This window comes from Bizionia myxarmorum (genome assembly GCF_008086205.1).
GTDB lineage: Bacteria > Bacteroidota > Bacteroidia > Flavobacteriales > Flavobacteriaceae > Algorimicrobium > Algorimicrobium myxarmorum.
Window position 1 is genome coordinate 531,438 of the sequence record NZ_VSKK01000001.1, and the last position, 26,886, is coordinate 558,323.

The 26,886-nt window shown below is 34.4% G+C and carries 25 protein-coding genes and 1 tRNA gene; 14 read left to right on the forward strand and 12 right to left on the reverse strand.

Translation table 11 applies throughout. The annotated features are described in order from the left end of the window. Window positions 1-5 precede the first annotated feature (5 nt). From ES674_RS02390 to ES674_RS02400, 3 genes are all read left to right on the forward strand, one after another. Window positions 6-2,768 carry a PD-(D/E)XK nuclease family protein gene (locus tag ES674_RS02390; RefSeq protein WP_148402387.1) on the forward strand — a complete coding sequence of 921 codons (2,763 nt, stop codon included), beginning with the start codon at window positions 6-8 and terminating at the stop codon, window positions 2,766-2,768. After that, the gene (locus ES674_RS02395) at window positions 2,765-3,610 is read left to right on the forward strand and encodes an alpha/beta hydrolase family protein (RefSeq protein WP_148402388.1); all 846 of its coding nucleotides are present in this window, start codon (window positions 2,765-2,767) and stop codon (window positions 3,608-3,610) included. The genes ES674_RS02390 and ES674_RS02395 overlap by 4 nt, the downstream gene beginning before the upstream one ends. Before the next feature lie 121 nt (window positions 3,611-3,731). Continuing rightward, entirely contained in the window at window positions 3,732-4,277 is a 546-nt protein-coding gene (locus tag ES674_RS02400) for a hypothetical protein (protein WP_148402389.1), read from the forward strand. Between the two features lie 41 nt (window positions 4,278-4,318). On the opposite strand, the gene ES674_RS02405 is transcribed toward ES674_RS02400, so the two are convergent. Together ES674_RS02405 and ES674_RS02410 are read right to left on the reverse strand one after the other, a co-directional pair. Continuing rightward, window positions 4,319-4,392, reverse strand: a tRNA-Ala gene (locus ES674_RS02405). Between the two features lie 87 nt (window positions 4,393-4,479). After that, window positions 4,480-5,277 carry a universal stress protein gene (locus ES674_RS02410; RefSeq protein ID WP_148402390.1) on the reverse strand — a complete coding sequence of 266 codons (798 nt, stop codon included), beginning with the start codon at window positions 5,275-5,277 and terminating at the stop codon, window positions 4,480-4,482. Between the two features lie 56 nt (window positions 5,278-5,333). On the opposite strand from ES674_RS02410, the gene ES674_RS02415 reads away from it, so the two are divergent. The 3 genes from ES674_RS02415 to ES674_RS15365 are packed head-to-tail and all read left to right on the forward strand — an operon-like array spanning window position 5,334 to window position 7,367. Then, the gene (locus ES674_RS02415) at window positions 5,334-5,834 is read left to right on the forward strand and encodes a GNAT family N-acetyltransferase (RefSeq protein WP_148402391.1); all 501 of its coding nucleotides are present in this window, start codon (window positions 5,334-5,336) and stop codon (window positions 5,832-5,834) included. Then, window positions 5,831-7,165 carry an MATE family efflux transporter gene (locus ES674_RS02420; protein ID WP_148402392.1) on the forward strand — a complete coding sequence of 445 codons (1,335 nt, stop codon included), beginning with the start codon at window positions 5,831-5,833 and terminating at the stop codon, window positions 7,163-7,165. The genes ES674_RS02415 and ES674_RS02420 overlap by 4 nt, the downstream gene beginning before the upstream one ends. A gap of 25 nt (window positions 7,166-7,190) precedes the next feature. After that, entirely contained in the window at window positions 7,191-7,367 is a 177-nt protein-coding gene (locus ES674_RS15365) for a hypothetical protein (RefSeq protein WP_170233949.1), read from the forward strand. An 82-nt stretch (window positions 7,368-7,449) separates the two neighbouring features. Here ES674_RS15365 and ES674_RS02425 read toward each other — a convergent pair whose 3' ends face one another. Further along, the gene (locus ES674_RS02425) at window positions 7,450-8,091 is read right to left on the reverse strand and encodes a 2OG-Fe(II) oxygenase (protein WP_148402393.1); all 642 of its coding nucleotides are present in this window, start codon (window positions 8,089-8,091) and stop codon (window positions 7,450-7,452) included. A gap of 89 nt (window positions 8,092-8,180) precedes the next feature. On the opposite strand from ES674_RS02425, the gene ES674_RS02430 reads away from it, so the two are divergent. Both ES674_RS02430 and ES674_RS02435 read left to right on the forward strand, forming a co-directional pair. Beyond that, window positions 8,181-8,630 carry a 6-pyruvoyl trahydropterin synthase family protein gene (locus ES674_RS02430; protein ID WP_148402394.1) on the forward strand — a complete coding sequence of 150 codons (450 nt, stop codon included), beginning with the start codon at window positions 8,181-8,183 and terminating at the stop codon, window positions 8,628-8,630. Window positions 8,631-8,750: 120 nt separating this feature from the next. Next, window positions 8,751-9,503 carry a UDP-2,3-diacylglucosamine diphosphatase gene (locus tag ES674_RS02435; RefSeq protein WP_148402395.1) on the forward strand — a complete coding sequence of 251 codons (753 nt, stop codon included), beginning with the start codon at window positions 8,751-8,753 and terminating at the stop codon, window positions 9,501-9,503. Between the two features lie 11 nt (window positions 9,504-9,514). Here ES674_RS02435 and ES674_RS02440 read toward each other — a convergent pair whose 3' ends face one another. The 9 genes from ES674_RS02440 to ES674_RS02480 all read right to left on the reverse strand — a co-directional run bounded on the left by ES674_RS02440 (window position 9,515) and on the right by ES674_RS02480 (window position 19,793). Further along, the gene (locus ES674_RS02440) at window positions 9,515-10,783 is read right to left on the reverse strand and encodes an MFS transporter (protein ID WP_148402396.1); all 1,269 of its coding nucleotides are present in this window, start codon (window positions 10,781-10,783) and stop codon (window positions 9,515-9,517) included. Window positions 10,784-11,003: 220 nt separating this feature from the next. Beyond that, entirely contained in the window at window positions 11,004-12,098 is a 1,095-nt protein-coding gene (locus ES674_RS02445) for an OmpA family protein (RefSeq protein ID WP_148402397.1), read from the reverse strand. Between the two features lie 29 nt (window positions 12,099-12,127). Beyond that, on the reverse strand, window positions 12,128-13,834 hold the full coding sequence (gene recJ, locus ES674_RS02450; protein ID WP_148402398.1) for a single-stranded-DNA-specific exonuclease RecJ: 1,707 nt from the start codon (window positions 13,832-13,834) through the stop codon (window positions 12,128-12,130). 73 nt (window positions 13,835-13,907) lie between these two features. Continuing rightward, window positions 13,908-14,330: an OsmC family protein gene (locus ES674_RS02455; protein ID WP_148402399.1), complete on the reverse strand. Its 423-nt coding sequence runs from the start codon at window positions 14,328-14,330 to the stop codon at window positions 13,908-13,910. Window positions 14,331-14,342: 12 nt separating this feature from the next. Further along, complete coding sequence (locus tag ES674_RS02460) at window positions 14,343-16,061, reverse strand: M28 family peptidase (RefSeq protein WP_148402400.1); 1,719 nt, start codon at window positions 16,059-16,061, stop codon at window positions 14,343-14,345. A gap of 37 nt (window positions 16,062-16,098) precedes the next feature. Further along, on the reverse strand, window positions 16,099-16,671 hold the full coding sequence (locus tag ES674_RS02465) for a uracil-DNA glycosylase family protein (RefSeq protein WP_148402401.1): 573 nt from the start codon (window positions 16,669-16,671) through the stop codon (window positions 16,099-16,101). Window positions 16,672-16,775: 104 nt separating this feature from the next. After that, a complete protein-coding gene (locus ES674_RS02470) occupies window positions 16,776-18,131 on the reverse strand; it encodes a dihydrolipoyl dehydrogenase family protein (RefSeq protein WP_148402402.1) in 1,356 nt (451 codons plus the stop codon). Window positions 18,132-18,256: 125 nt separating this feature from the next. Continuing rightward, window positions 18,257-18,925: a 16S rRNA (cytidine(1402)-2'-O)-methyltransferase gene (rsmI, locus tag ES674_RS02475; RefSeq protein ID WP_148402403.1), complete on the reverse strand. Its 669-nt coding sequence runs from the start codon at window positions 18,923-18,925 to the stop codon at window positions 18,257-18,259. 136 nt (window positions 18,926-19,061) lie between these two features. Beyond that, entirely contained in the window at window positions 19,062-19,793 is a 732-nt protein-coding gene (locus ES674_RS02480; protein ID WP_148402404.1) for a hypothetical protein, read from the reverse strand. Window positions 19,794-19,897: 104 nt separating this feature from the next. Here ES674_RS02480 and ES674_RS02485 point away from each other — a divergent pair, with 104 nt between their 5' ends. The 6 genes from ES674_RS02485 to ES674_RS02510 all read left to right on the forward strand — a co-directional run bounded on the left by ES674_RS02485 (window position 19,898) and on the right by ES674_RS02510 (window position 26,858). Beyond that, window positions 19,898-20,554 carry a thymidine kinase gene (locus tag ES674_RS02485; protein WP_148402405.1) on the forward strand — a complete coding sequence of 219 codons (657 nt, stop codon included), beginning with the start codon at window positions 19,898-19,900 and terminating at the stop codon, window positions 20,552-20,554. Continuing rightward, window positions 20,538-21,644, forward strand: a complete 1,107-nt coding sequence (alr, locus tag ES674_RS02490) for an alanine racemase (protein ID WP_148402406.1) — start codon at window positions 20,538-20,540, stop codon at window positions 21,642-21,644. Before ES674_RS02485 ends, alr begins: the two co-directional genes overlap by 17 nt. Before the next feature lie 76 nt (window positions 21,645-21,720). After that, window positions 21,721-22,131, forward strand: coding sequence for a large conductance mechanosensitive channel protein MscL (mscL, locus tag ES674_RS02495; RefSeq protein ID WP_148402407.1), 411 nt, complete (start codon window positions 21,721-21,723; stop codon window positions 22,129-22,131). A gap of 123 nt (window positions 22,132-22,254) precedes the next feature. Then, on the forward strand, window positions 22,255-23,244 hold the full coding sequence (locus ES674_RS02500) for an aspartate-semialdehyde dehydrogenase (protein ID WP_148402408.1): 990 nt from the start codon (window positions 22,255-22,257) through the stop codon (window positions 23,242-23,244). Between the two features lie 94 nt (window positions 23,245-23,338). Then, on the forward strand, window positions 23,339-24,700 hold the full coding sequence (locus ES674_RS02505; protein WP_148402409.1) for an Ig-like domain-containing protein: 1,362 nt from the start codon (window positions 23,339-23,341) through the stop codon (window positions 24,698-24,700). A gap of 91 nt (window positions 24,701-24,791) precedes the next feature. Then, window positions 24,792-26,858, forward strand: coding sequence for an FG-GAP-like repeat-containing protein (locus ES674_RS02510; RefSeq protein WP_148402410.1), 2,067 nt, complete (start codon window positions 24,792-24,794; stop codon window positions 26,856-26,858). Window positions 26,859-26,886 lie beyond the last annotated feature (28 nt).

A 26,886-nucleotide genomic window follows, 5' to 3' on the forward strand; every position in this document is an offset into this window, starting at 1 on the left:
ATAATATGATTACTTTTATACAAGAAGCCCTCCTAGATTTAAAAAAGAGGCAAATTGATATTTCTAATATCAAACTTATTTTACCAAGTAAGCGCGCTGGTGTTTTTTTGAAACATCAATTGGCAAACCTATTAGATCAACCCATTTTTTCTCCAGACATTTTAAGTATTGAAGAGTTTGTAGAAGAACTTTCAGAACTGAAAGCCATTTCTAACACCGAATTACTTTTCGAGTTTTACGAAACCTATCTTCAAGTTCACACAGAAAAAAATCCAGACAGTTTTGATGCCTTCTCTAAATGGGCCCAAATACTACTTCAAGATTTTAATGAAATAGATCGCTATCTTATTCCTCAAGAACAAATTTTCGATTATTTAAGTGCTATTAAGGAATTAAACCATTGGTCCGTTGATACCAATCAAACTGATTTTGTAAAAAATTATCTCGTTTTCTGGAAAAAGCTTAAAATTTATTATACCCAACTCACCGAAAATCTCGTCAAAAAAAAGAAAGGTTTTCAAGGCCTAATTTACCGAGAGGCGGTTGCCAGTATTCAAAATTATATAAATTCCAATCCAAATAAACATTACGTCTTTTTAGGTTTTAATGCGCTTAATAAGGCTGAAGAAACCATCATCCAAAAACTCCTACAAAATAATAATGCCGATATTTATTGGGATATTGACGCGGTATTTTATGACAACAAAAATCATGATGCCAGCCTATTCATTAGACAGCATAAAAAAAATTGGAATTTTTTTGAGAGCAATCCCCTAAACTGGATTGCCGATAATTATAAGACACCAAAAGATATTTCTGTTATTGGCGTACCAAAAAATGTAGGCCAGGCCAAATGCATTGGTAATATTCTTAATAAACTGCACGCGGAAAATAATACGCTTAATAACACGGCCGTTGTACTCGGCGAAGAGACCTTATTATTGCCAGTGTTGAATTCTATACCTGAATCTATAAAAGCGTTAAACATCACCATGGGATTGCCGTTAAAATCGATTCCTTTAGCCACGCTTTTCGAACAACTATTTTATATTCATAAAAAAGATACGGGAGCCTATTACTTTAAAGATGTTATTAAATTATTGTCTCATCAATTTATCAGCCCGCTACTCCAATCAGGAAGTACTAATGATGTTCAGAAAGTGATTCAAACTATAGAATCTAATAATTTAATATACCTATCGCTTCCACGTTTAATAGAATTAGCGCCACAACATAAAACCTTATTAGAGTTACTTTTTGGAAATTGGAATAATCACGCAACGAAAGCTTTAAACCATGGCCAAGCTCTAATTCTTAAAATTAAAACGCATTTAGAAGAGAACAAAAGTCAAAATCTATTGGCTTTAGAGCATTTATTCAAATTCAATAGTCTGTTTAATGAACTCACATTATTAGATAGCAACTTTAAGCATCTAAAAGACATAAACAGTTTATTTAGTGTTTATAAAGAGTTATTAAGTTCAGAAACATTAGATTTTAAAGGTGAACCTCTAGAAGGTTTACAAATAATGGGTATGTTGGAATCTCGCGTATTGGATTTTGAAACCGTTATCATTTCATCAGTAAACGAAGGTGTTTTACCGTCTGGAAAATCAAACAATTCATTTATTCCTTTTGATGTGAAATTGGAAAACAAACTTCCTACCTATAAAGAAAAGGATGCTGTTTACACCTATCACTTTTACCGTTTGCTTCAACGTGCAAAACGGATATTCATTATTTATAATACAGAAATTGATGCCTTAAAAGGAGGCGAAAAAAGTCGTTTTATAACTCAATTGGAATTAGAAGGCATTCACAAAATTAAGCACAGCATTGCGGTTCCAGACATTTCTATGGAAGCGCATCATCAAGAAACTGTGATTGCCAAAAATGAAGATGTATTAAACCAGATTAAAACCTATGCAGCAAAAGGATTTTCCCCTTCCGCTTTAACTAGTTATATTAGAAATCCTATTGATTTTTATTTTCAGAAAGTCCTAAAAATAAAAGAGCATGACGATGTAGAAGAAACCGTTGCCGCCAATACCTTGGGAACCATAATACATAATACGCTGGAAGATTTTTACAAACCTTTTGAAGGGCAGCAATTAACTTGGGAACAAATTAATGAAATGAAACCAAAAATTGATGCAACGGTAACGCATCATTTTAAAAGTTTATACAAGGAAGGTGATATTACCAAAGGTAAAAACCTCATCGTTTTTGAAATTGCAAAGCGCTACATTTCCAATTTTTTAAATTTAGAAATAGCCGATCTTAAAGATGGTAATACAATTGAAATAATTGCTATAGAATTAAATAATACCGCTGAAATTAGCATTCCAGAATTAGATTTTCCAATTCGCATTACAGGGAAAGTGGATCGCGTGGACAAACGCAATGGCATTACCCGAATCATCGATTACAAATCCGGGAAGGTGGATTCCAGCAAGGTTCAAGTAATTGATTGGTCCGATTTAACGATGGATTATGATAAGTACAGCAAATCCTTTCAAGTATTAACTTACGCGTATTTAATGCACGCTAATAAGCCTTTTACAGAACCTGTTGAAGCTGGTATTATCTCATTTAAAAACTTAAGCGCTGGTTTTATAAACTTTGCGAAAAAAGACAGCGTTTATGACAGAAATAAAAACGTCGTGATTACCAACGATATTTTACAGGCTTATGAAATGGAGTTAAAAAAACTCATTTTAGAAATCTGCGACCCAAAAATTGATTTTATAGAAAAGAAGATTTCATGAGAAATAAAAATCTAGTTTTAAATAGAATTCAGAAGAAACCTATTGTTTGGGATGCCTTTTTTAACAAAAATAGCGAGCATAAACCTCTAGTCGTATTTTGTCATGGGTATAAAGGGTTTAAAGATTGGGGTCCTTGGAATTTAGTGGCAGAAGAATTTAAAAAAGCCAATTTGTTTTTTGTTAAATTCAACTTTTCCCATAATGGCGGAACCGTTGAAAATCCTATTGATTTTCCAGATTTAGAGGCCTTTGCTGAAAATAATTATAGTAAAGAACTGAACGATTTAGATGCTATTCTAAATTATTTACTGTCTCAAGAAAATGAATTCCTAAAAGAAATAGACACAAATAATATTACGCTTATTGGACATTCTCGTGGTGGCGGAATCTCCATAATTAAAGCATCTACAGACACAAGAATAAAAAAAATCATAACGTGGGCTAGTGTTTGCGATTTTTCAAAACGAACTGCAACAATAGGCGATTTACATAAATGGAAAAAAGACGGTGTTAAATACGTTTTAAACGGAAGAACCAAACAACAAATGCCTCATAATTATCAATTTTATGAGGATTTTAAGGCGCATGAAAACCAACTCAATATTAAACTAGCTTCTGAAAGCATAAAGGTTCCGCAGTTGATAATTCACACTAGTAATGATCCATCTGTAGACTTTAATGAGGCCGAAACTTTACATACATGGAATAACAAAAGTCACTTAATTAAAATAGAAGATTCCAACCACGTTTTTGACGGAAAGCATCCCTGGAATGACAGCGAATTACCCAAAGCACTGGAAACGGTAGTTTTGGAGAGTATATTTTTTATAAAGTCAGCCTGAACCGAGAGGGAACTGTAAAAAAATAATTTCAAAATATATAATCAGGAAATCTCATTCGCATACAAAGCTATTTATCACGTTTTTAGTATCTTACAGTCGTTTATCATTATATAATGCCTGTATGTTTACGGTTAAAATAGAAAATAGCATCCTTGCACATTGCGAAAACGTTGTAAACAACCACGATTTTGGCAAGCGCTGTATAGCAAACGGCAATAAAACGCAGCAGCTAACAGGAATTATTGGCCAGTCTGTAATTATGTCCTTTTTCAATTTGGGTTTAGTGGATGGATCTGGCGGTTGTGATAATGGTGTGGATTTGGTGATTAATAATAAAACCATTGATGTAAAAACCATGGGCCGCACTACTGATGTGAAAACTAATTACACCAATAATTTTTTGAAACTTCAAGATTATTTCAAAACAGATATTTATATTTTCTGCAGTTATCATAAAAATAAACAAGAATTAACTGTTTGCGGATGGATAAATAAAGCTGATTTTAAAATCAGTAGACGCTATTATCCCAAAGGAACTATAAGAACCCGAACGGACAAAACAACCTTTACCACGTTCACCGACTTATTTGAAATAGACAATTGCCATTTAAATGATGTTTCAAACATCGATGATTTAAAACTGCAACTTTTTAAACTACCTATATAAGTTAAAAACAAAAAAGCAATGCTTTCACATTGCTTTTTAAGTGGAGAATATCGGATTCGAACCGATGACCTCTACGCTGCCAGCGTAGCGCTCTAGCCAACTGAGCTAATCCCCCAGAATAAACGTATGGCTACTAATTCCGCTTATTAGGCCACGAAAATAAACTATTTTTGTTTAGTTTTAATCTTTCTTTTGAAAAAAATTATTTCAAACCGCTTAATACTAAAACAGGTAAGGTATTGCTTTGAAAATCCCTTTTCAAGATGGTGTTTTTCTCCCATAATTTAGAGAAAAATCCGCGTTTGCGTCTTACTACACAAAGCATATCTGGATCATTTTCCTTATAATGTTCCAACACACCTTGGAAGGTTGTAGCATTTTCCGTTTTAGTTGTATTGGTAATTAATTTTGCTAAATCAGGATTTACATCAAAATCACCTTCATTATAAAATGGCGTTTTAACCAAAAGTAAATTCACGATAGATTTGAACTGCTCTTTTATGGCAATTAAAGGCAACAAAGCTTCTTCTTTTTTGATAACAGCAGATTTCAAAGCCACTAAAATATAAACAATAGGTTTAAAACTGATACCTTCAGGAACTATTAAAGCTGGAATATTAGTCTGCTTTATAATTTTTCCTGATGTTTTTCCTAAATATACTTCTTCTCTTAAAGAATTGGTGCGCGGTTCAATCATGATTAAATCAATATCCAATGAATGGCATACCAACTCTAAAGTATCCACAAGTTTCCCTTTAAAAGATTTTATAACAATTTCGACACCTTTAGTATCCACTTGAGCAACATGAGATTTTAAGAACTCATAACTTTCCCGCTCTAAAATATGATCAATTTTTATCATGGTTCCTGCTTTGGAATACACATCATAAACTTGAACTAAATAAATTTTGGCACCAAATGCTTTAGCAAAATCTATTGCATACTGCAAATGACTAACCGCATTTTTGGATGATCCTACTGGTACTAAAATATTCTTCATATTAAAAAATTTATAACTAATTTAGGTGAAATTTTTGACAAAAATACACATTTATTATGATTCGGAAAGCAAGCAGTGCAGATATTGATCCGATTTTAGAAATCACAAAAGCATGTGCTATTGATATGATTTCTAAAAACATACAGCAATGGGATTCGGCGTATCCCAACAGAACTGCTTTTGAAAATGACCTAATTAGAAATGAATTATATGTTTTGGAAAATAACAACGCGATAATAGGTTGTATTGTGATCTCTGATTTTATGGATTCGGAATACGATTCCATATCGTGGTTAACACATAATACTAAAAATATTTACATTCATAGGTTGGCCATCCATCCCGATTATCAAGGCAAAGGTTTGGCCAGAAAACTTATGGATTTTGCCGAAAAATTTGCTCAAAAAAATGACTTTACCTCTATTCGTTTAGATACTTTTTCTAAAAACATTAAAAACCAAAAGTTTTACGAACTTCGCGGATACAAGAAATTAGGTTCTATTTATTTTCCCAAACAAAGTGAATATCCCTTTTACTGTTACGAATACGTATTTTGAGCACCAATATCAGTTTAAAAAACATTAATAAATTAGCTATTCCTGCTTTAATTGCTGGTGTTGCGGAACCTATTCTGTCCATAACCGACACCGCTATTGTAGGAAATATTTCCATAAACGCCACGGAATCTTTAGCCGCCGTTGGAATTGTGGGAACTTTTATTTCCATGCTTATTTGGGTTCTGGGTCAAACCCGAAGTGCCATTTCCTCTATCGTTTCGCAATATGTAGGTGCTAATAATTTGGAAAAAGTTAAAAATCTCCCCGCTCAAGCTATTTTTATCACAACAGCCATAAGTATCCTCATTATTTTAGGAACCTATCCGTTTGCGGAATCCATTTTCAGACTTTATAACGCTTCGAATTTAATTTTAGATTACAGTGTTGAATATTACCAAATACGGGTTTTTGGCTTTCCATTTACCCTTTTCACTTTTGCCATTTTTGGAACATTCAGAGGACTTCAAAACACCTATTACCCTATGATTATTGCCATAGTTGGCGCCAGTGTCAATATTGTTTTGGACGTGGCGTTTGTTTATGGAATAGACGGTTATATTCCAGCTATGAATATTAAGGGTGCAGCCTATGCCAGCGTTATTGCACAAATGATTATGGCTATTATGTCAGCTTATTATTTATTGAAAAAAACAAATATTCCATTGTTATTTGGTTTTCCATTTAACAAAGAGATTAAGAGATATTTAATCATGATTCTGAATCTATTTGTTAGAACCTTAGCCTTAAATGTAACGCTTTATTTAGCCAGTTCATTTTCCACGAGTTATGGTAAAGAATACATTGCAGCTTATACGATTGCTATAAATTTATGGTTTTTAGGTGCTTTTATAATAGATGGATATGCCAGTGCTGGAAACATATTATCTGGTAAATTAGTGGGTGGAAAAGAATATGGCAAACTTATTACTTTAAGCAATAAGTTGATGAAATATGGTGTGATTCTAGGAACTGTTATGGCGGTAATTGGCGCATTATCTTATAATTTTATTGGTCATGTATTTACGCAAGAAGAAGCTGTTTTAGAGGAATTTTATACTATTTTTTGGATTATCCTAGCCATGCAACCGTTGTGTGCTATTGCCTTTATTTTTGATGGTATGTTTAAAGGTTTAGGGAAAATGAAAGCACTCCGAAACGTATTACTTATGGCTACATTTCTCGTTTTTGTACCTTTGGTATTTCTATTCGATCATTTAGAATACAAGCTTTATGGCATCTTCATAGCCTTTACATTTTGGATAATTGCACGAGGATTACCTTTAATTATAAAATTCAGACAAGAATTTTTACCGCTTTCAGAAAAACAGTAACTTTGGCATATAAATAAGAAGTTTAATGATAGCACTTTTTTCGATTTTACAAGAAATTGATATTCAAGAGAAAGTAAAAAATGCCCCAAATGGCGATTATGAAATCGGGATTTTTATTGGATCTTTTTTACCTTTTTTGGTGCTCGTTATTATTGCTTACGTTATTTACAGGTATAATAAAAACAACGTTAATAAGGATTAGTATGGGTGGAAATATGCTTTTTTTAGTTTTGGCAGTAGTTTTAGTAATTATCTACATTTATAACCGAAATAAACGCCGATAATTACCGGGTTTTAAGCCATCCTGTAATACTTAAACGTTCTGCTTTTACAGGCTTAACTTCGTGTTCTAATAGTTGACTTTCAAAAATTACCACGCGTCCTGGAAATGGGTAAATAACCTTTTCCAATTCTTTGCCATTTTCATCAAAATACAGCACCAATTCGCCACCATTTTCGGGTAGCCAACCCGCTTCATTTAAATAACATACAAAAGATAGTTTGCGTCTATCGTCATTTTGAAAAGTATCCAAATGCCGCTTATAGTAAGTGCCTTCAGGATATAAGGCGTAGTGAAATTCCTTGTGTAAAATACCCAAAAAACAGGTTTGATTAAGATATTCTATTAGGTTGTTGACCTTTCTAAAAAAAGCAACTTCCATAGCATCGGCACGGTTTTCATCAATCCATAAAATCACATCGCCACGAATCGTTTTTTCAATCACCTCATTGACTTTATTGCCAATGGCTGCTTTTTTAAAAATATCAGCATCGTGCTTTTCTAACAGCGATTGTCTTAACTCTAAAACTTCATCTTCCGAGAAGAAATTTTCCACTAAACTATATTTTTGCTTTAAAATGTCATCAATTATACGCTCATATTGCGGATTTTCTTCAAAAGAAATTTCTTCAAATAATTGATTCATAAGTATTTGCTAAATAAAAGGCGCGCAAATGTAACCTAAAAACCAATTGCTTTTACAAAACGATTACCTTTGCACTGAAATTAATTATCATGGAAAACATTCGAATTACAAAACAATTCTCATTCGAGACTGGACATGCCCTTTATGGCTATGATGGAAAATGCAAAAATGTGCATGGACATAGTTATAAATTATCGGTTACTGTTATTGGGAAACCTATAGCAGACTCCAATAATGTGAAGTTTGGGATGGTTATAGACTTTGGCGATTTAAAGAAAATAGTAAAAACTGAAATCGTTGATGTATTTGATCACGCTACAGTTTTTAATAAAAATACACCACATGTAGAGTTGGCTAAAGAACTTCAAGATCGTGGTCATTGTGTGCTTTTGGTAGATTATCAACCAACAAGTGAAATGATGGTGATTGATTTTGCCAAAAAAATCAAAACTTATTTACCAACACATATTGCACTTCACTCCTTAAAACTATCGGAAACGGATACTAGTTTTGCTGAGTGGTATGCTTGTGATAACTAATCCCTTTGAAAAAAGCGATCTCATAACTAAAAGATACTGAACGTTATGTTGGGTTTTTAGGTTTAAAAACTGAATAATTATTAGATTTCTGCCTTCGCGGGAATTAATTATATTTACTGCATGAACATCCCGAAAGGAAAAAAAATATACTTTGCATCCGATAATCATTTAGGCGCGCCTACAGCCGAAGCCTCGCGTCCGCGTGAACAAAAATTTGTGGCTTGGTTAGACGAAATCAAAGGCGATGCCGCCGCTATTTTCTTGATGGGCGATTTGTTCGATTTTTGGTTTGAATATAAAATGGTGGTTCCTAAAGGTTTTACGAGAACGCTAGGGAAACTTGCCGAAATTACAGATTCCGGTATTCCTATTTACTTTTTTGCGGGTAATCATGATTTATGGATGGATGGTTATTTTGAGGAAGAATTAAATGTTCCTGTTTACCATAAGCCTCAAGAATATACCTTTAATACTAAAACTTTTTTAATTGGACATGGCGATGGTTTAGGTCCTGGTGATAAAGGTTATAAACGCATGAAAAAAGTATTTAAAAATCCTGTTTTTAAATGGCTTTTTAAATGGTTACATCCAGATATTGGCGTTAAAATCGCCCAATATTTAAGCATTAAAAATAAACTGATTTCAGGTGATGATGATGCTAAATTTTTAGGTGAAGACAATGAATGGCTCGTTCAATATTGCAAACTAAAATTAGAAGACAAGCACCGCGATTTTTTTGTTTTTGGTCACAGACATTTACCGTTAGAAATAAACCTCAACAACAATTCTAAATACGTAAATCTAGGCGATTGGATTCAATATTACACCTATGGCGTATTTGATGGTGAAACGCTGGAGTTGAAGAAATTTTAAAAAATAAACTTTTACTCCGCATTTTCATGTTCCTCCAAATCCTTCGTTAAATCCAGTTTTCTAAATGTTGGCGAAACAATTCCTGTAGTAAGTACCGTAATTAAAGTCATAGTTCCACCAAAAACAACAGCAGTTACTGTTCCCATATATTTAGCTGTTAAACCGCTTTCAAGCGCACCTAATTCGTTAGAAGAACCCACAAACATGGAGTTGACCGAAGAAACACGACCACGCATATGATCTGGTGTTTTAATTTGAAGAATCGTTTGTCTAATTACCATGGATATACCATCTGTAACACCACTAAAGAAGAGTGCTACAACTGAAACCCAAAATATGGAAGAAAGACCAAACACAATAATACAAATTCCGAAACCAAAAATAGCAACTAGAAGTTTCATTCCGGCATTTTTACTTATTGGAATATATGCAGTCACCAACATGGTTAAAAAGGAACCAACTGATGGAGCTGCTACTAAAACCCCAAAACCCTGTGGACCAATTTTTAAAATATCTTCTGCGAAAACTGCTGCTAAAGCAATTGCGCCTCCAAATAAAACGGAAACCATATCTAAAGTAATAGCACCTAAAATTGCTTTCGTATTAAAAACGAATGATAAACCTTCTTTTAAACTTGAAATAACACCCTCACCAATTTTTGGGTTCAATATTGGTTTTCGAGGTATTTGAAATATGGTTATAAATGAAAATAATACCAAGCCAAAAACAATGCATAAAGACCAATGCACTCCAATCCAGCTAATCGAAAAACCTGCAAATCCCACTCCTAAAACTCGAGCCATTTGCCAAGTAGAACTATTCCAGGTTGCCGCATTTGGATATATTTTTTTCGGAACAATAAGTGCTACTAAAGAAAAAATAGTTGGTCCAAAAAACGCTCTCAATAAACCACCAAAAAATACCAAAGTATAAATAGAATAGAGTATACTATTTTTAGACCATGATTCTATCACAGATGGAGACGTTAGCCAAAACAATCCAAAACTTATTAATGAAAATGCAGCAATACATAAAGCCAAAAGATTTCTCTTTTCACGCTGATCTACTATATGCCCTGCAAACAAAGCCATAGCAAACGCAGGTGCAAACTCAAAAAGACCTATCAACCCTAAACTCAATGGATCTTTTGTTAAAGCATAAACCTGCCATTCTATAACAATAAATTGCATAGACCAACCAAAAATCAATGCAAAACGAACTAACAGAAAAATATTGAATTCTTTGATACGCAAAGCTGCGTAAGGATCTTTTTTCGCCATTCTAATTTCCTGCGAAGGCAGGAATCTTTAAATTAAAATCTACAATTTTTATAAAAGCATTGCAGATATTCTATCGGTTTAAAAACGCAACCATTTTACAAAAATATAGAAAACTAAAATAGTATTGTTTCTCATTTAAGTTATTTCTTAACAACTAAAACAGTCTAGATCTTTATTTTAGTTTTTTGTTAAAATTTAAAATAGGAATTCAACTAATAATCTACAATTTCATAAATTTAAATTCAACACGACGGTTTAATCCTCTGTTTTCTTCTGAATTATTTTCAACTTTTGGTTTTGAACTTCCAAAACCAAACCATTGAATTCTGTTAAATTCTAAACCGCTTTTTATTAAATAATCTGTAACCGCTTTTGCGCGTTCTTCAGACAGTTTTTCATTATGTGTTTGCATGCCTATGGCATCTGTATGTCCATAAATTTCAACTTTAAGATTATTGTGCTCTAAATAGGAATATAGTTCATCCAATTCTTCAACAGACTCGTCCAATAAAATGGCTTTATCAAATTCAAAGAGTACGTTCTGAAACGTGTAAATTGTATCCGTTTTATAGGTGTTTTTTATGGCTTCAATAGAAATAGCGTCAATATAATAATAAGCGAATGGATGTATAAATTCAGGTTTTTCTTGATTGATATCTGTTTCTTGATTCGATTTAAAATTTCCTATTGTGAAAAACTGCTCGTAACCTTTTGCTTGATAGATGAATGAAACCAGCATCCATTCATTCGTGTCATTATAAAACGGAATTAGCGCGTCATTTTGGAGGATATCATTTTGGGTATTTAAGGTTTCTGGATTAATAAATTTCTTAGAAAGATTGCCGAATTTTTGATAGCTTCCTTTCGGACTATTTAGAATAGATGCACTTTTAGTTGAAACACCAATGCGTTCACCTGTAAACAAAAGAGCTATATTTTTAATGGAATACGTTGATTTTTCAGCTAAACTGATGTAAAAACGGATCGTGTAGGTTTCATTCGCTATTAATTTCTCATGTAATTCACCTTGAACATATTCGCGATAATCATCTTCGGCATAACAGTATATTCCAGCATAAGCATCTCCAGAAAATGGAGTTTGTTCGCCATTGTAATTGTCTTTCGTTTCTTTTGTATTTCCACAAGCTCTAAAAAAATCTGTAGAACCATGATTTGGGCAAGACCAATAGTCAACGTTTTTATTAAACATACTTATTTTCCACGGACACTTATCAAAATCTTCAAAGCTTGGGTTTTTTACCAAGTTTTGAGATACTATCATTTGAAATGATAAGAAGAAGAGAATTTTAGTCATACGTACTGAACGCCAATTAGCCTGAAATATTACTTAATATCCCGAAGTTTCAGTTGCAAGGAAACCTGATTGTTCCAATGGTTTTCATCAATAGAATAAACTGCTTGAAATGTTTTTTTATCAGTAACCAAATCAATTTTATCACCTAAACCAAACCCAATACAAACCAATTTATTTTTATGACCTTTTGATTGCTCTCGAGGCGCTGTTACGGTAATGCGTAAATGACTTTTATCTTCACCTACACATTTACCAAAACCTGTATCTTGCAGATTATCTGTCATAAAAATTGGCGACATATTTCCAGGCCCAAATGGTGCAAATTGTTTTAAGATTCTATAAAATTTCGGATTCACATCACGTAATTCTATTTGCGCATCAATCTTTATTTCTGGTGTTAATAAGGATTTATCAATGGTTTGCGAAACCACATCTTCAAAAGCTTGCTTAAACGCTTCATAATTTTCAGATTTTAACGTGAGTCCAGCTGCATATTTATGACCACCAAATTGCTCAATATGTTCTGCACACGCTTCCAAAGCATTATACACATCAAAACCACTTATAGAACGTGCTGAAGCTGCTAACCGATCACCACTTTTAGTAAAAACCAAGGTTGGTCGGTAATAAGTTTCAATGAGTCGAGAAGCCACAATTCCAATCACGCCTTTGTGCCAAGATTCGTGATATACAACAGATGTAAATCCTTCTTTTTCCTTATTGGTTTCTATTTGCTCAAGCGCTTCAAGGGTTATGCGTTTATCGGTTTCTTTTCTATCGGAATTGAAAAGCTCAATTTCTTCAGCATATGTTTGTGCTAAATCCGGATTGGTTTCTGTTAGCAATGTCACGGCATAATTACCGTGTTTCATCCTTCCAGCCGCATTAATTCTTGGAGCGACAATAAATACCACATCGGTAATAGTGAGGTATTCTTTTTTGACTTCGGAAATAATAGCTTGGATTCCTGGTCGTGGATTGGTGTTTATAACTTCTAAACCCATATAAGCCAAGGCTCTATTTTCTCCTGTAATAGGAACAATATCGGCTCCAATGGCAGTTGCAACCAAATCGAGATATTCGGTTAGATCTGCAACCGATTGCCCTTGTTTGGATGCCAACGCTTGAATAAGCTTAAAACCAACACCACAGCCACATAATTCTTTATATGGATAATTGCAATCATCACGTTTGGGATCTAAAATGGCAATAGCTTTAGGTAATTCGGCTCCAGGTCTGTGATGATCACAAATGATAAAATCGATACCTTTTTCGTTAGCATAAGCGACCTTATCAATGGCTTTTATACCACAATCCAAGGCGATGATGAGCGAAATACCATTGTCATCTGCAAAATCTATTCCTTTAAACGACACGCCATAACCTTCATCATAACGATCAGGAATATACGTTGCCACCAAATCCGTTCGGGTTTTTAAATAGGAACTCATTAAAGCAACAGAGGTCGTACCATCTACATCATAATCGCCATAAACCATGATGCTTTCGTCTGTTTCTAAAGCCGTTTCAATGCGAGAAACAGCCAAATCCATATCCTTCATCAAAAATGGATCATGTAAATCCTTTAAACATGGACGAAAAAATGTTTTAGCAGCCTCATAAGTTTCAATACCGCGTTGCAAGAGTAAACTAGCAACAATAGGCTCCACCTGAAGTGCTTTTTGCAAAGCATCCACTTTTTCTGATTCGGGCTTGGGTTTAATGGTCCAGCGCATAGTCCGCTTTTTAATTTCCCCAAAGGGGAAAAGTTTAGTTATTCTGAATTAGATTATTTTAACCCGTCTTCAACTATTTATTATGGTAATGAATACTCGTTTTTACGGTTGCAAATTTTCGAAACATTTCCATAACGCCACAGTATTTATCAATGGATAAATCGACCGCTTTTTTAATCTTATTTTCATCTAAATTTTCGCCGTAAAAATGATATTCCACTGAAACAGTATGGTAATATTTAGGATGTTCTTCGGTTAATTCGCCGTAGGTATCCATTCTAAAATCAGAAAGTTGTACTTTCATTTTATCCAAAACGGATACTACATCCAACCCTGAACAGCCCGCCAATGCAGACAGCATCATAGCTTTTGGTGATAATCCTGAACTGTGTCCTCCATTTTCTGGACTTGTATCCATTAAAACCGTTTTCCCATTTGGGTTATCGGATTCAAACTGCATATTGCCTTTCCAATGTGTTGTTACTTTATTTGTCATGTTTGCTGTAATTTATTTCTTTAAATCATCTATAACACGTGCTGCTGTTTTCTTTACAGTACTTTGCGCTTTATTAATAGATTCCTTTATTAACTCTTCTTTTTGAACCATATCAACCGTTGTGGCAATGGCTTTAACGTACCAATCTTCCCAAGCTTCGATTATGTCCATTTGCTCCTGTAATTTATCGCCATTTTTCAAAGCAATTTTACCTTGTTTCAATTCCTCTTCTAATCTTAAAATAGCAGCTTTTTCAATAGTTTCAATCATATTTTTAGCTGTATTTTCATCAGAATTTAAAAGAATATAAGCAGAATTTAAAGCAGCAATTCCTACATTTTTAAGGGTTTCTTTAGAAACTTTATCAAGCCTGTCATTATCGGTGTGATAAAACTGATCTGTAAAATGCCAGAACAACACACTTGGAATATTCTTTTGTAAAAAAGGCATGTGATCACTACCACCTTCAAAAGGGTTGGTATTTACTTCCCAATTAGCACGCTTACCTTGCCTTTCAAATTCACGAATTACAAAATCGTTTAAATAATGCGGTTTCATTTGGTCCAAGCTCATCTTACTGCCACCCCATTCCGAATGCTTATCATTACCGCGTGTCCAAATGGCACTTGGATCTGGCATTTTTTCAATAAGAAATGAACCTCCGGTGATATCAGTATTTTCACCAACCATATCTAGGCTTATTCCCCATTTTATATCTTCGGCACGTGTTTTATCTTCATTAACATAGCGAGCGGTAGAAACAATTTCATCACCCCAAAGAAACGTTAGAGTTCTTGAAGGATTCCATGTATTTTCTTTTAATAATTTCGCTGATAATGTTGCCATTTCCAAAGCTACACCAACACCTGTAGCATTATCATTAGCGCCCGGTTCTTGCACATGCGCACTAAAAACTAAACGTTCTTTTGGCAAGGTGCTTCCTTTAATATCGGCAACAACCGTTAATTCCTCCGATTCATAAGTTTTAGTTTCAATATGAACTTTCAATTTTACGACTCCTTCTAAAAGTGATGCTTTTAAACGTTCTTTCGCTTCAAAAGATAGCGCTATGGCCCAACCTTTCGCTTTTGCATTTAAAGGAATGGAACGAAATTGAATAGAGGTTGTATTTTTTTCTGGTTGTAAATACGATGGATTATCATAAGTCATAACCCCAATAGCGCCTTGATTTAGTGCCGTATTAAAAATTCGACCTGGATTGGTTTCGGCAAATACTATTTTACCCTTTACATCTATGTTTTTTAAATTCTTTACATCTTGTACATAAATAACTTCCGCAGTTGCACCTCCTTCTGGTGTACTATAAGAATTTAGCGCCACCATATTTCGGTTAGTTTCTTGAGCTAAAAGTGGATTTTCTTCGGAATTAATGAGAACACGAGCATCCACAACTTCCCAAGTGGGATTTTTAAGTGCACGCTTTTCAACACGATAGGTTAATCGGTCGTTTGGAGCCGCTTTTTCTTCTAGGATATAACCTGCCTTTTCTAAATGTTCCACTACAAAATAAATACTTTTATCAAAACCGGTATTTCCAACAACACGCCAGTATTGTTCTACAAATGCGGTTGTTTCGTAAGCTAAATCGCCTGTGAAATGTTCTTGAATTTTTTCTGGAGTAGATAACGCACTTTTCAAATCCTTTTGAGCTTGAAGCTGTCCTAATAAAACGATGGAAAATGCTAAAGCGGTGATGTATTTTTTAAACATAGTAGAGATTTTATTGAAATATAAAGGTAGCCTTTATTTATGAAATAATATTTTGGATTTTTTGTTTTAGAATAGGTAAAATAGCATCTTGAAACCATGGATTTTTAGTAAACCAAAATCGGTTTCTAGGTGATGGATGCGGTAATGGCATAAATTTCGGTAAATAGGCCTCAAAATTCCCAACGGTTTCGGTTAATGTTTTCTTGGCAGTATGTTTCAAATAATGGCGTTGGGCATACATACCAATGAGCAAAACCAATTCCACTTGAGGCAACTGTTCCCAAAGTAAATCATGCCATTGCGGTGCGCATTCGGGTCTTGGCGGCAAATCACCCGATTTACCTTTACCGGGATAGCAAAACCCCATAGGAATGATGGCGAAATTTTCTGGATTATAAAATTGTTCATCCGTAACGTTCAACCATGATCGCAATTGTTTTCCACTGGCATCGTCCCAAGGAATTCCTGAAGCATGCACTTTGGTGCCAGGCGCTTGCCCAATAATAACAATTTTTGAGTTTATATGGGCTGTTAAAACCGGTCTTGGAACTAAAGGTAAATGTGCTTTACAAATGGTACATTGACTAATGTCATGGAGTAAATCTTGCATTTTTTCAATTTAAGCGCTTGATTAGAATTAAGCGTTTATTTTAGATTGTTTTTAAGTTAGTTTAAGTCAAAAATCATGTTATTAATTGAAGCTTTTTGCAGCTTTTAATTTTCCATCATACTCTTAAAATCGATAACATAGGAAGGATAGGTAAAAATCAAATTTTTAAACTCCTTAACAGTCATTTTATTATAAATAGCCATTGCAAATACGTTGATGCTTTCATTAGCCTCGGAACTTAAAATATGGGCTCCGACAATTTCATCGGTCCGTTCATTAACCAAAATAGTATAAGCATATGTATCCTCATGTTCTTTTTTAGCATTGAACCAATCCCTGGCATCACCTTGATATACTTTAATATTTTTATAACGTGTTTTGGCTTCTTCTTCTCCATAACCGACAGACGATAAATTTGGTGTCGTAAATACGGTGGATGGCACGCAAGGCACATCAAACGTTTTAGATTTTTCCATAATAACATTATGTCCTGCAATATAGCCTTGAAGTCCTGAAAGTGGCGTTAAAGCCAATGATTTATTGGAAACATCACCACAGGCATAAACATTTGGATGTGATTTGCTCTGTAAATAATCATTAACCACAACACCATCATTGTCAACTTCAATACCTGCATTATTGAGCTCTAAAGCTTCTACAGCTGGCGCTCTTCCAGCAGCATTAATAACCATTCTAGATTTAAGTGTTTGGCTTTTACCATCCAGAGAATACGAAACTTTTAAATTCTTTTTTAATTTTTTAACAGCCGTCACATCAGCATTGAAAATAAATTTAACGCCTAAACTTTCCATTTTTGAAATTAATTTTTTCACTAAAAAAGGATCGAAATTAGTCAAAGACGTTTCATCTCTTTCTAAAATAGTAACTTTACTTCCCAAAGTGGCTAACATACATGCAAACTCCATGGCAATGTAACCAGAACCGATAAAGGTAATTGACTTCGGAATTTTCTTTAAATCTAAAATATCTTCACTTACTTTTAAAAGCTCTTTCCCTTCTATACCTAATTCTCTGGGAATATTTCCTGTAGCAATAATAAAATAATCGGCAGAAACGACTTTACCTTCTACCTCAACTTCCTGTTTACTAATAAACTTGGGCGATTGATGGTAAAGTGAAATACCTAATTCTTTTAAATTTTGTTCAGTATTGGTAGGAATAGGATTAGAAAATGAGCGTCTGAATTTCTGCACTTTGTTCCAGTTTAACTTGGGGAGTTTTTTAACACCAAGCCCTTCAAGTTTCTTACTTTGATAAATTAATTCCGAAAATTGCAATAATATTTTTTTAGAATCGCAACCTCTGTTAGCACAAGTACCACCAAATTCTCTATTATCCGTAATGGCAACACGTAAGTTCTGCTCTCTGCAAATTTTGGCAGCGGTTTGTCCGGCAATACCACTGCCAATAACGAAAACATCATAATGTTTGTTTTTCATATTCTTAATTTATAAGATTAAGATACTGAAATTTTGAAGAGATACTGTTAGAGAAAATCTAAAGTTTGGAATTAAAATAAGCGAAGAAACACAAAAACTTATAAGACAATAAACTATTTGAATTTTTACTTTTTTCCGCCAACAATCACCACAATTTCCCCTTTTGGCGGCTTATTCGTATAATGCTCTAAAACGTCTTTGGCGTTTCCACGAACGGTTTCCTCATAAAGTTTGGAAAGTTCACGAGACACTGAAACTGGTCTGTCTTCGCCAAAATATTCACAGAAATGTGCAAGGGTTTTAATGAGTTTATGAGGACTTTCATAAAAAATAATGGTGCGGGTTTCTTCAGCTAGTGCTAATAATCGGGTTTGACGTCCTTTTTTCACGGGCAGAAAACCTTCAAATACAAACTTATCATTAGGTAAACCACTGTTTACTAAAGCTGGCACAAACGCGGTGGCGCCCGGTAAGCAATCCACTTCAATACCATTTTCTATACATGCTCTGGTGAGTAAAAAACCGGGATCGGAAATCGCTGGAGTTCCTGCATCACTAATTAAGGCCATGGTAACCCCACTTTTTAATTTATTAATTAAGTTTTCTATCGTTTTATGCTCATTGTGCATGTGATGCGATTGGGAATGTGTAGAAATCTCAAAATGCTTCAATAATTTTCCCGAAGTTCGAGTGTCTTCAGCAAGAATCAAATCGACAGATTTTAAAACCTCAACGGCTCTAAACGTCATATCTTTGAGATTCCCAATAGGTGTTGGAACAATATAAAGTTTCATAAAGTGCGGTAATTTCTGGTCAAATTTACAAACTTTCAAAAGAATTATTTAAAAGAAAGCCTGTCAAAAAGCAAATCTAGGATGTACGTTTCAGTCTCCATTAATTTGAAATTCAATACTGAAAATAGAAAATAAATTATTCGAATTTATGCTCAATTAAACTTAAAAAGCGCGTTTCATAAACCTCTTTACCTTCCCAATTATTATAATCTGCTTTAACCATGTTGGAGATAAAATTATGTACCTCATCCATAGAATTGAAGGTGTTTACTTGAGAAAGCACACGATTATAATCATCGCCTTCACCATCAAACAAGTGTTTTATAAAAGCTATTTTGTCATTTAAACCAATAACAATACCGCGTTTAAGTTTATCATTAAGTGATTTTTTAGCTTCGGGATCGGTCTTTTTTACGGGATCAAAAATAGGCTCTGTGGCAAAACCTGCCGTAATTTCGTCAAAATCCATAACGCGACCTTTCATTGTAGGTTCCGTTTTATCAAAAAGCGTATCTACCATTTGGGCTTCATGGGGCATTTGAGCTACCATATCTTTAATTTTTTCAATGGCAGGCTCCATAATATCGTCATGATCCGAATCATCCATATTAATGTAAGTACGATCTTCAAATTCAATATTATCGCTCACTTTATTATTAAAAGCCACATTTAGCATTTCAAAAAACGAAGAATCATCACCAATAGTTGGAATATTATCGTCTAAATTTTCTTTAGCAAATTTTAAAACGGTTAGTTTTTCATAGAGCGCAGCTACTTCTTGATGCATTTTTTTTAAATCATCTTTACCTTTTAACTTTAGTATTCTGTGTGCAATACTCATCAATTCAGCTTCTAACTTCTTCTTCATAACTTTTTAACTTTAAAACCTATTTATGCTTTTGATTTTTAATAAATTTACGCCACCTTTATACAAAACGAACACTCCGTTTGTTTTAGTGTTAAAATTACAAAATGTTTCTCGAAAATACAGTAAATCATAAAGAACAATTTGGCTGGATAGAAGTTATCTGTGGTTCCATGTTTTCGGGTAAAACCGAAGAGCTTATTCGTAGATTAAAGCGTGCACAATTTGCCAAACAGAAAGTTGAAATCTTTAAACCCACTGTAGATTCGCGTTATGACGAAATGATGGTTGTCTCTCATGATGCTAACCAAATTCGTTCAACACCCGTGCCAGCCGCTGCTAACATTCCTATTTTAGCAGATGATTGTGATGTGGTTGGAATTGACGAGGCCCAGTTTTTTGACGATGAAATTGTACGCGTGTGTAATGATTTAGCCAACAAAGGTATTCGCGTTATTGTTGCTGGTTTAGACATGGATTTTAAAGGCAATCCTTTTGGCCCCATGCCGAATTTAATGGCTACAGCCGAGTATGTAACTAAAGTGCATGCTATTTGTACCAAAACAGGAAATTTAGCACAATTTAGTTACCGAAAATCTAGAAATGAAGACTTGGTTTTATTAGGTGAAGTGGATGAATATGAACCGTTAAGTCGCGGCGCTTATTACAAATCTATGCAACGTGATAAAATTCGGAATATGAAAGTGAGTGAAGCTGAAGAAATTGTTAATAACACCAAAGATACCAATGGAAAAAGTGCATGAAACTGTTCTTGAAATAGATTTAAACGCCTTAAAGCACAACTTCCAATACCTAAAGACACAGGTAAAACCCACCACAAAAATACTCGCCGTAGTAAAAGCATTTGCTTACGGTAGTGATTCCGTAGAAATTGCCAACTTTTTAGAAACTTTAAATGTAGATTATTTTGCTGTAGCCTATACCAATGAAGGTGTTGCGCTTCGGGATGCTGGCGTTAAAAAACCCATTTTAGTGCTTCATCCGCAGTCTATAAATTTTAAAACACTTATTGAACGTTGTTTAGAACCTAGTTTATACAGCCATTTTGTTTTGAATAAATTTATGGAAGTTGCTGAAGCGGAAAAGCAAAGCAACTATCCTGTTCATATTAAATTTAACACCGGCTTAAACCGATTGGGTTTTGAACCTACTGATGTTTCCGATGTGGTTTCAACCTTAAAAAAAACGGATAGTATCCAGGCAAAATCGCTTTTTTCGCATTTAGCAGCCAGTGAAGATTTTAACGAAAAAACCTTTACCGAAAAACAGATAAATTGCTTTAAAATTATTGCAGAATCGTTTACGGAATCTATTGGTTATAAACCCATGTTACACCTTTGTAATACGTCTGGGATTTTAAATTATCCTGAAGCCCATTTTGATATGGTGCGCTCTGGAATTGGCTTATATGGTTTTGGAAACTCCGATTTGGAAGATCAGCATTTTACACCTATTGCTTCTTTAAAATCTATTATTTCGCAAATTCATACTATTGAAAAAGGCGAAAGTGTGGGCTATAACCGTAAATTTATTGCTAGCAAGCAAACCAAAACAGCTACCATTCCTATTGGTCATGCGGACGGTATTGGTAGGCAATACGGTAACGGAAAAGGGTTTGTAACCATAAATAACCAACAAGCATCTATTATTGGAAATGTGTGCATGGATATGATTATGATTGATATTTCCGATATTGATTGCCAAGAAGGTGATGAAGTCATCATTTTTGGGAAAAATCCAACCGCTAACGACTTCGCACACACCGCTAATAGTATCTCTTATGAAATTATAACCGCCATTTCACATCGCGTAAAACGGGTGTTTCTAAAATAATTTCAGCCATCATTGGTTTTCATTCAACTTTTTTGTTAAATTTAATCTACTAATCATTAACTAAACTATACATATTATGTTTAAAGAATTCAAAAATTTTATAATGACGGGCAACGTCATTGATTTAGCTGTGGCTGTTATTTTAGCCGGCGCTGTTGGAATGGTTGTCAACGGATTTGTAACCGATATTATGATGCCATTTATAGGACACTTTTCAGGTGGACTAGATTTTGCCGATATGAAAGTGGTTTTAGATGAAGCGGTTGTAGCTGCAGACGGAACGATTACGAAACCAGAAAATGCAATTATGTATGGAAAATGGGTGAATAGTATCATCAATTTAATTATTGTAGGTTTTGTATTATTTATGATTGTGAAAGCTTACAACAAAACTAAAAAACCAGTTGTTGTTGCACCAGCAGCACCAGCAGGTCCTACTGACAATGAATTACTAATGGATATTCGCGATTTATTAAAAAAACAGTAAGTAGTAACCGCTACACTATATATTCTAACCCTAAACCACTTTGTAAAAGAAGTGGTTTTTTTATGCGTTATTTAAACCGGAAGCCTGATTAATTATTTAGTTTTGTAAAACAAAATTTTAAGGATGAAAGTAGCAATAATTGGTGCCACCGGAATGGTTGGCGAAGTGATGTTGAAAGTTTTAGAGGAACGTAACTTTCCATTAACGGAATTAATTTTAGTTGCTTCAGAAAAATCTGTTGGAAAAAGCATCTCTTTTAAAGGAACAGATTACCAAGTTGTAAGTTTGGAAACAGCTGTATCTTTAAAACCTGAAATTGCTTTATTTTCTGCAGGTGGTGAAACATCTTTGGAATGGGCACCAAAATTTGCAGCAGCCGGAACAACGGTTATTGATAATTCTTCGGCTTGGCGCATGGATGCTGACAAAAAATTAATTGTTCCAGAAATTAATGCGACATCCTTAACCAAAACAGATAAAATTATTGCGAGCCCAAATTGCTCTACCATTCAAATGGTGCTTGTTTTAGCACCGCTTCATAAAAAATATAACATTAAACGCGTGGTTGTTTCTACCTACCAATCTATTTCTGGAACCGGTTTAAAAGCGGTTAAACAATTGGAAAATGAAATGGCAGGAATTAAAGGTGAAATGGCTTATCCATACCCAATTCATCAAAATGCCTTACCACATTGTGATGTTTTTGAAGATAATGGTTATACCAAAGAAGAGATGAAATTGGTCCGTGAAACCCAGAAAATTTTAGATGATAGAACAATTGCAGTTACAGCAACTGCGGTTCGTATTCCAACAGCTGGTGGACATAGCGAATCGGTAAATATTCAATTTGAAAGCGATTTTGTTTTAAATGATGTTCGTAAACTTTTAAGTGAAACGGATGGCGTCATCGTGCAAGATAACACCGATGTTAATACCTACCCAATGCCTATTTATGCCCATGGAAAGGACGATGTTTTTGTGGGAAGAATCCGCAGAGACGAGTCGCAACCAAACACCATAAATATGTGGATTGTTGCAGATAATTTACGAAAAGGCGCTGCTACAAACACCATTCAAATTGCTGAATATTTAATGAAAAACAATTTAGTTTAGCGTTTATTCATTCTAAATATCTAATTAATACTGAATAACCAATTATTTATCAGTATTTTTTTTAAATTCGTACTCGTCTTTTTATGAGTCGATTATGAAAAAAAACTACTTTTTAATATTCTTATCTATCCTTATTTTCGTTGGTTGCAAATCTGACGATGATGCCTATGTTGGTTTACAAATTCAAACCCGACCAGATACAGTACAAGTTTTCCAGAATAGTTTTATTGAAATTGATGTGTTTTCTAACGACAGCAATATTCCTAAAATAGGTACTTTAACCGTTACCAATTCTATTTACGCTAACATTATAATTCTTAATAACGGAACGCCAACAGATCCAAGTGATGATAAGATTATTTATACACCAACTACCGATTATTTAGGAACAGATAGTTTTGTTTACACCATTTGCTCTTCAGAATTGCAATGCGCAACTGGAACCGTAACGGTAACTATTTTACCGGCTTCACCTGTAATTTATAATCCGGATGCTTTGCCTTATCCTAAATTGTCAGATTATAATTTTTTTGAAGGCGATTTAAAAAACCTCAACCCCGTTTCAGGTGTTATTCCTTATGATTTAAATTCTACCTTATTTAGTGATTACGCCCGCAAAAAACGATTCGTTTGGATGCCAAATGGTTCTAAAGCCACTTATAATTCAGACTATACGCCATTAGACTTTCCTATTGGCGCTTTTTTAATTAAGAATTTTTACTACGAAAATGTCCTACCAAATAACACGACTCAAATTATTGAAACCCGCTTGATGTATTTTACAGAATCGGGATGGGAATTTGCAGAATATGTATGGAATGCGGATCAAACTGATGCTAGTTTTACAATAGATGGTAGTTTTGTTCCTTTAGATTGGGATGAAGCCGGAACTACGAAAAGTGTTAATTATCGAGTCCCTTCTCGCGCAGAATGTTTCACCTGCCATAATAAATTTGGAACCCCAGTTCCTATCGGACCAAAACCCCAGAATTTAAATAAAAATTATAGCTATCCCGAAGGCACAACCAATCAATTAGAAAAATGGGTGAATTCCGGTTATTTAGATAGTGATTATCCAGAAATTATTGAATCTACGGTAGCTTGGGATGACACTTTACAACCTCTGGATTTACGTGCCAGATCCTATTTCGATATTAATTGTGCCCATTGTCATTCCGAAGAAAGTTATTGTGAATATCGCCCTATGAGATTTGCATTTCATGAAAGCGAAATACCAAGTAATATGGGAATTTGTGTACAACCAGACACTAATTTAGGAAGTGCGTATCCGCTAACCGTAAACCCAGGAAATGCTGCCGGCTCTGTAGTTATGTTTAGAATGAGTTCTATTGAAGAACAATATCGCATGCCAGTTTTAGGAAGAACTCTGCAACATACGGAAGGTATTGCTCTAATTACAGAGTGGATTAACGGATTAACAGACCGTTGCAATTAAGGTTAAAACCATAACATACAATAAGTTAAAATTATTTATTACATTAGTAAAGTAAAAATTATCACTTAGCTATTAACCAATATATTATCTCATGAAAACAAAATTACTTTTTATTGCATGCGTTTTTAGTGCAATATCTTATGCTCAAACCAGTTCTAATACCTGCGCTGAAGCCGATTCAGCAACGCCTATTACGCAACCTGGCGTATATAACGTAGCTGCTATTAATGGAAGTCAAGCACCAGACCCCAGTTGTATTACGCTTTATAGTAATGGAACTAAAGGAGAATGGTATAGATATATTCCTAATGAAGATACCTATTTAACTATTTCAACAGATTTAATTCAAAATAGCGGTGGCGACACACGTTTTCACGTATATAGTGGAACTTGCAGTGCATTGGTTTGTGAAGGTGGCGATGAGGACAGCGGAGATATCGGTAATGGTTTTCTATCCATTGTGTCCATAAACGTTACAGCCGGAGAAACTTATTATATTGTTTTTGATAATAAGTGGCGGTCTGATGCTTTCGATTTTCAAATTACCGAAAGTGAGCCACCACCACCACCACCTATTACGTTCAGCGTTGAAAATATTTCTACAACAGGTTCAAATCGTGCTATTGTGGATATGAATGGTGATCAATTAGACGATATTGTTTCCATTTCAAATACCAATATCAACATTCAGGAACAACAAGCTTCTGGAGGTTTTATTACACGAAACATTACAACAACTTACGCTACAAATATGCCATCTTGGAGTTTAGCAGCAGCAGATTATAATGCAGATGGTTATACAGATTTAGTTTACGGTGGCGGTAATGGCGTAACTTTTATGCGCTCCAATAGCAATGGGAGTTATACGCAAGTTACCGGTAGTGAATATGTTTTTTCTCAACGGTCTAACTTCATCGATATTAATAACGACGGGCATTTAGATGCTTTTGTATGCCATGATACCGCACCCAACGTTTATTACTTAAATGATGGTCTTGGAAACCTAGTGTTTCATCAAGGTCAAAGCGTTACAGGTGTTCCATCTGGTTTAGGACTGTATCCTTCAGGTGGAAATTATGGTTCCATTTGGATAGATTTTAACAACGATAGAAATTTAGATATGTTTATTGCCAAATGCGGTGGCGAGGTCGCTAGACGTACCAATCAAATGCACAAAAATAATGGCGATGGCACGTTTTCAGAAGTTGCCAATGCTTTAAATTTAGCCGATCCTATGCAAACTTGGTCTGCAGCCTGGGGCGATTTTGATAATGATGGTGATATGGATGTGTTTGTGGGTGCCAGCTCTGGAGCTCATAAATTTTTGCGCAATGATCTAGTTGTTGATACCAATGGAAATACGACAGTAACTTTTGTTGATATCACAGTAGTTTCTGGCATCAATGCTCTATCTACAACAGGATTGGAGCATGCCACATACGATTTTGACAACGATGGTAACTTGGATATTGTTTCTAATGGAAATATATTATTTGGAAATGGCGATTTAACCTTTAATCTACTTCCTAATTTACTTTCCGCAGATAATGGAGCATTTGGCGATTTAAATAACGATGGTTTTATTGATGCCTTTAATGGTGGTAATATTTATTTGAACAGCGGAAATGCCAACAATTGGATTAGTATTTGTACGGTTGGAGCTGCCGGATTTAGTAATTTAAATGGAATCGGCGCTCGAATTGAAATCCATACAGCTTCTGGTATTCAAATTCGCGATGTACGCAGTGGTGAAGGCTTTAGATTTATGAGTACTTTAAATACGCATTTTGGTATAGGAACAGATGATACTATTGACAATTTAATAATCTATTGGCCATCTGGCGTGGTAGATAATATTGTTAATCCTAGCATCAATCAAAAGTTGTGCATAACGGAAGGACAAAGTTTAACGGTTGAAGATTACGAGTTGGAAACGCTTACTATTTATCCGAATCCTGCAGAAAACATATTGAATATTTCAGCGCCTATTTCCATAAACGGCCGTATTGGAACTGTTTTTGATATTAACGGTAAAAAAGTTATAAATGCGAGATTGGAAGATAACTCCATTGATGTTTCAAGCTTGCAAAGCGGATTCTATATCTTACGCTTAGAATCTGAAGGTCGCGTGATTAATCGTAAATTTATTAAGAAATAATTTATAAATCAAAACATTTCAAATTCGC

What these genes read in the sequence shown, in the direction of transcription:
- ES674_RS02390 (WP_148402387.1), top strand. Translation starts at nt 6, where the DNA reads ATGATTACTTTTATACAAGAAGCCCTCCTAGATTTAAAAAAGAGGCAA.
- ES674_RS02395 (WP_148402388.1), top strand. Translation starts at nt 2,765, where the DNA reads ATGAGAAATAAAAATCTAGTTTTAAATAGAATTCAGAAGAAACCTATT.
- ES674_RS02400 (WP_148402389.1), top strand. Translation starts at nt 3,732, where the DNA reads ATGTTTACGGTTAAAATAGAAAATAGCATCCTTGCACATTGCGAAAAC.
- ES674_RS02410 (WP_148402390.1), bottom strand. Translation starts at nt 5,277, where the DNA reads ATGAAGAATATTTTAGTACCAGTAGGATCATCCAAAAATGCGGTTAGT.
- ES674_RS02415 (WP_148402391.1), top strand. Translation starts at nt 5,334, where the DNA reads ATGATTCGGAAAGCAAGCAGTGCAGATATTGATCCGATTTTAGAAATC.
- ES674_RS15365 (WP_170233949.1), top strand. Translation starts at nt 7,191, where the DNA reads ATGATAGCACTTTTTTCGATTTTACAAGAAATTGATATTCAAGAGAAA.
- ES674_RS02425 (WP_148402393.1), bottom strand. Translation starts at nt 8,091, where the DNA reads ATGAATCAATTATTTGAAGAAATTTCTTTTGAAGAAAATCCGCAATAT.
- ES674_RS02430 (WP_148402394.1), top strand. Translation starts at nt 8,181, where the DNA reads ATGGAAAACATTCGAATTACAAAACAATTCTCATTCGAGACTGGACAT.
- ES674_RS02435 (WP_148402395.1), top strand. Translation starts at nt 8,751, where the DNA reads ATGAACATCCCGAAAGGAAAAAAAATATACTTTGCATCCGATAATCAT.
- ES674_RS02440 (WP_148402396.1), bottom strand. Translation starts at nt 10,783, where the DNA reads ATGGCGAAAAAAGATCCTTACGCAGCTTTGCGTATCAAAGAATTCAAT.
- ES674_RS02445 (WP_148402397.1), bottom strand. Translation starts at nt 12,098, where the DNA reads ATGACTAAAATTCTCTTCTTCTTATCATTTCAAATGATAGTATCTCAA.
- recJ (WP_148402398.1), bottom strand. Translation starts at nt 13,834, where the DNA reads ATGCGCTGGACCATTAAACCCAAGCCCGAATCAGAAAAAGTGGATGCT.
- ES674_RS02455 (WP_148402399.1), bottom strand. Translation starts at nt 14,330, where the DNA reads ATGACAAATAAAGTAACAACACATTGGAAAGGCAATATGCAGTTTGAA.
- ES674_RS02460 (WP_148402400.1), bottom strand. Translation starts at nt 16,061, where the DNA reads ATGTTTAAAAAATACATCACCGCTTTAGCATTTTCCATCGTTTTATTA.
- ES674_RS02465 (WP_148402401.1), bottom strand. Translation starts at nt 16,671, where the DNA reads ATGCAAGATTTACTCCATGACATTAGTCAATGTACCATTTGTAAAGCA.
- ES674_RS02470 (WP_148402402.1), bottom strand. Translation starts at nt 18,131, where the DNA reads ATGAAAAACAAACATTATGATGTTTTCGTTATTGGCAGTGGTATTGCC.
- rsmI (WP_148402403.1), bottom strand. Translation starts at nt 18,925, where the DNA reads ATGAAACTTTATATTGTTCCAACACCTATTGGGAATCTCAAAGATATG.
- ES674_RS02480 (WP_148402404.1), bottom strand. Translation starts at nt 19,793, where the DNA reads ATGAAGAAGAAGTTAGAAGCTGAATTGATGAGTATTGCACACAGAATA.
- ES674_RS02485 (WP_148402405.1), top strand. Translation starts at nt 19,898, where the DNA reads ATGTTTCTCGAAAATACAGTAAATCATAAAGAACAATTTGGCTGGATA.
- alr (WP_148402406.1), top strand. Translation starts at nt 20,538, where the DNA reads ATGGAAAAAGTGCATGAAACTGTTCTTGAAATAGATTTAAACGCCTTA.
- mscL (WP_148402407.1), top strand. Translation starts at nt 21,721, where the DNA reads ATGTTTAAAGAATTCAAAAATTTTATAATGACGGGCAACGTCATTGAT.
- ES674_RS02500 (WP_148402408.1), top strand. Translation starts at nt 22,255, where the DNA reads ATGAAAGTAGCAATAATTGGTGCCACCGGAATGGTTGGCGAAGTGATG.
- ES674_RS02505 (WP_148402409.1), top strand. Translation starts at nt 23,339, where the DNA reads ATGAAAAAAAACTACTTTTTAATATTCTTATCTATCCTTATTTTCGTT.
- ES674_RS02510 (WP_148402410.1), top strand. Translation starts at nt 24,792, where the DNA reads ATGAAAACAAAATTACTTTTTATTGCATGCGTTTTTAGTGCAATATCT.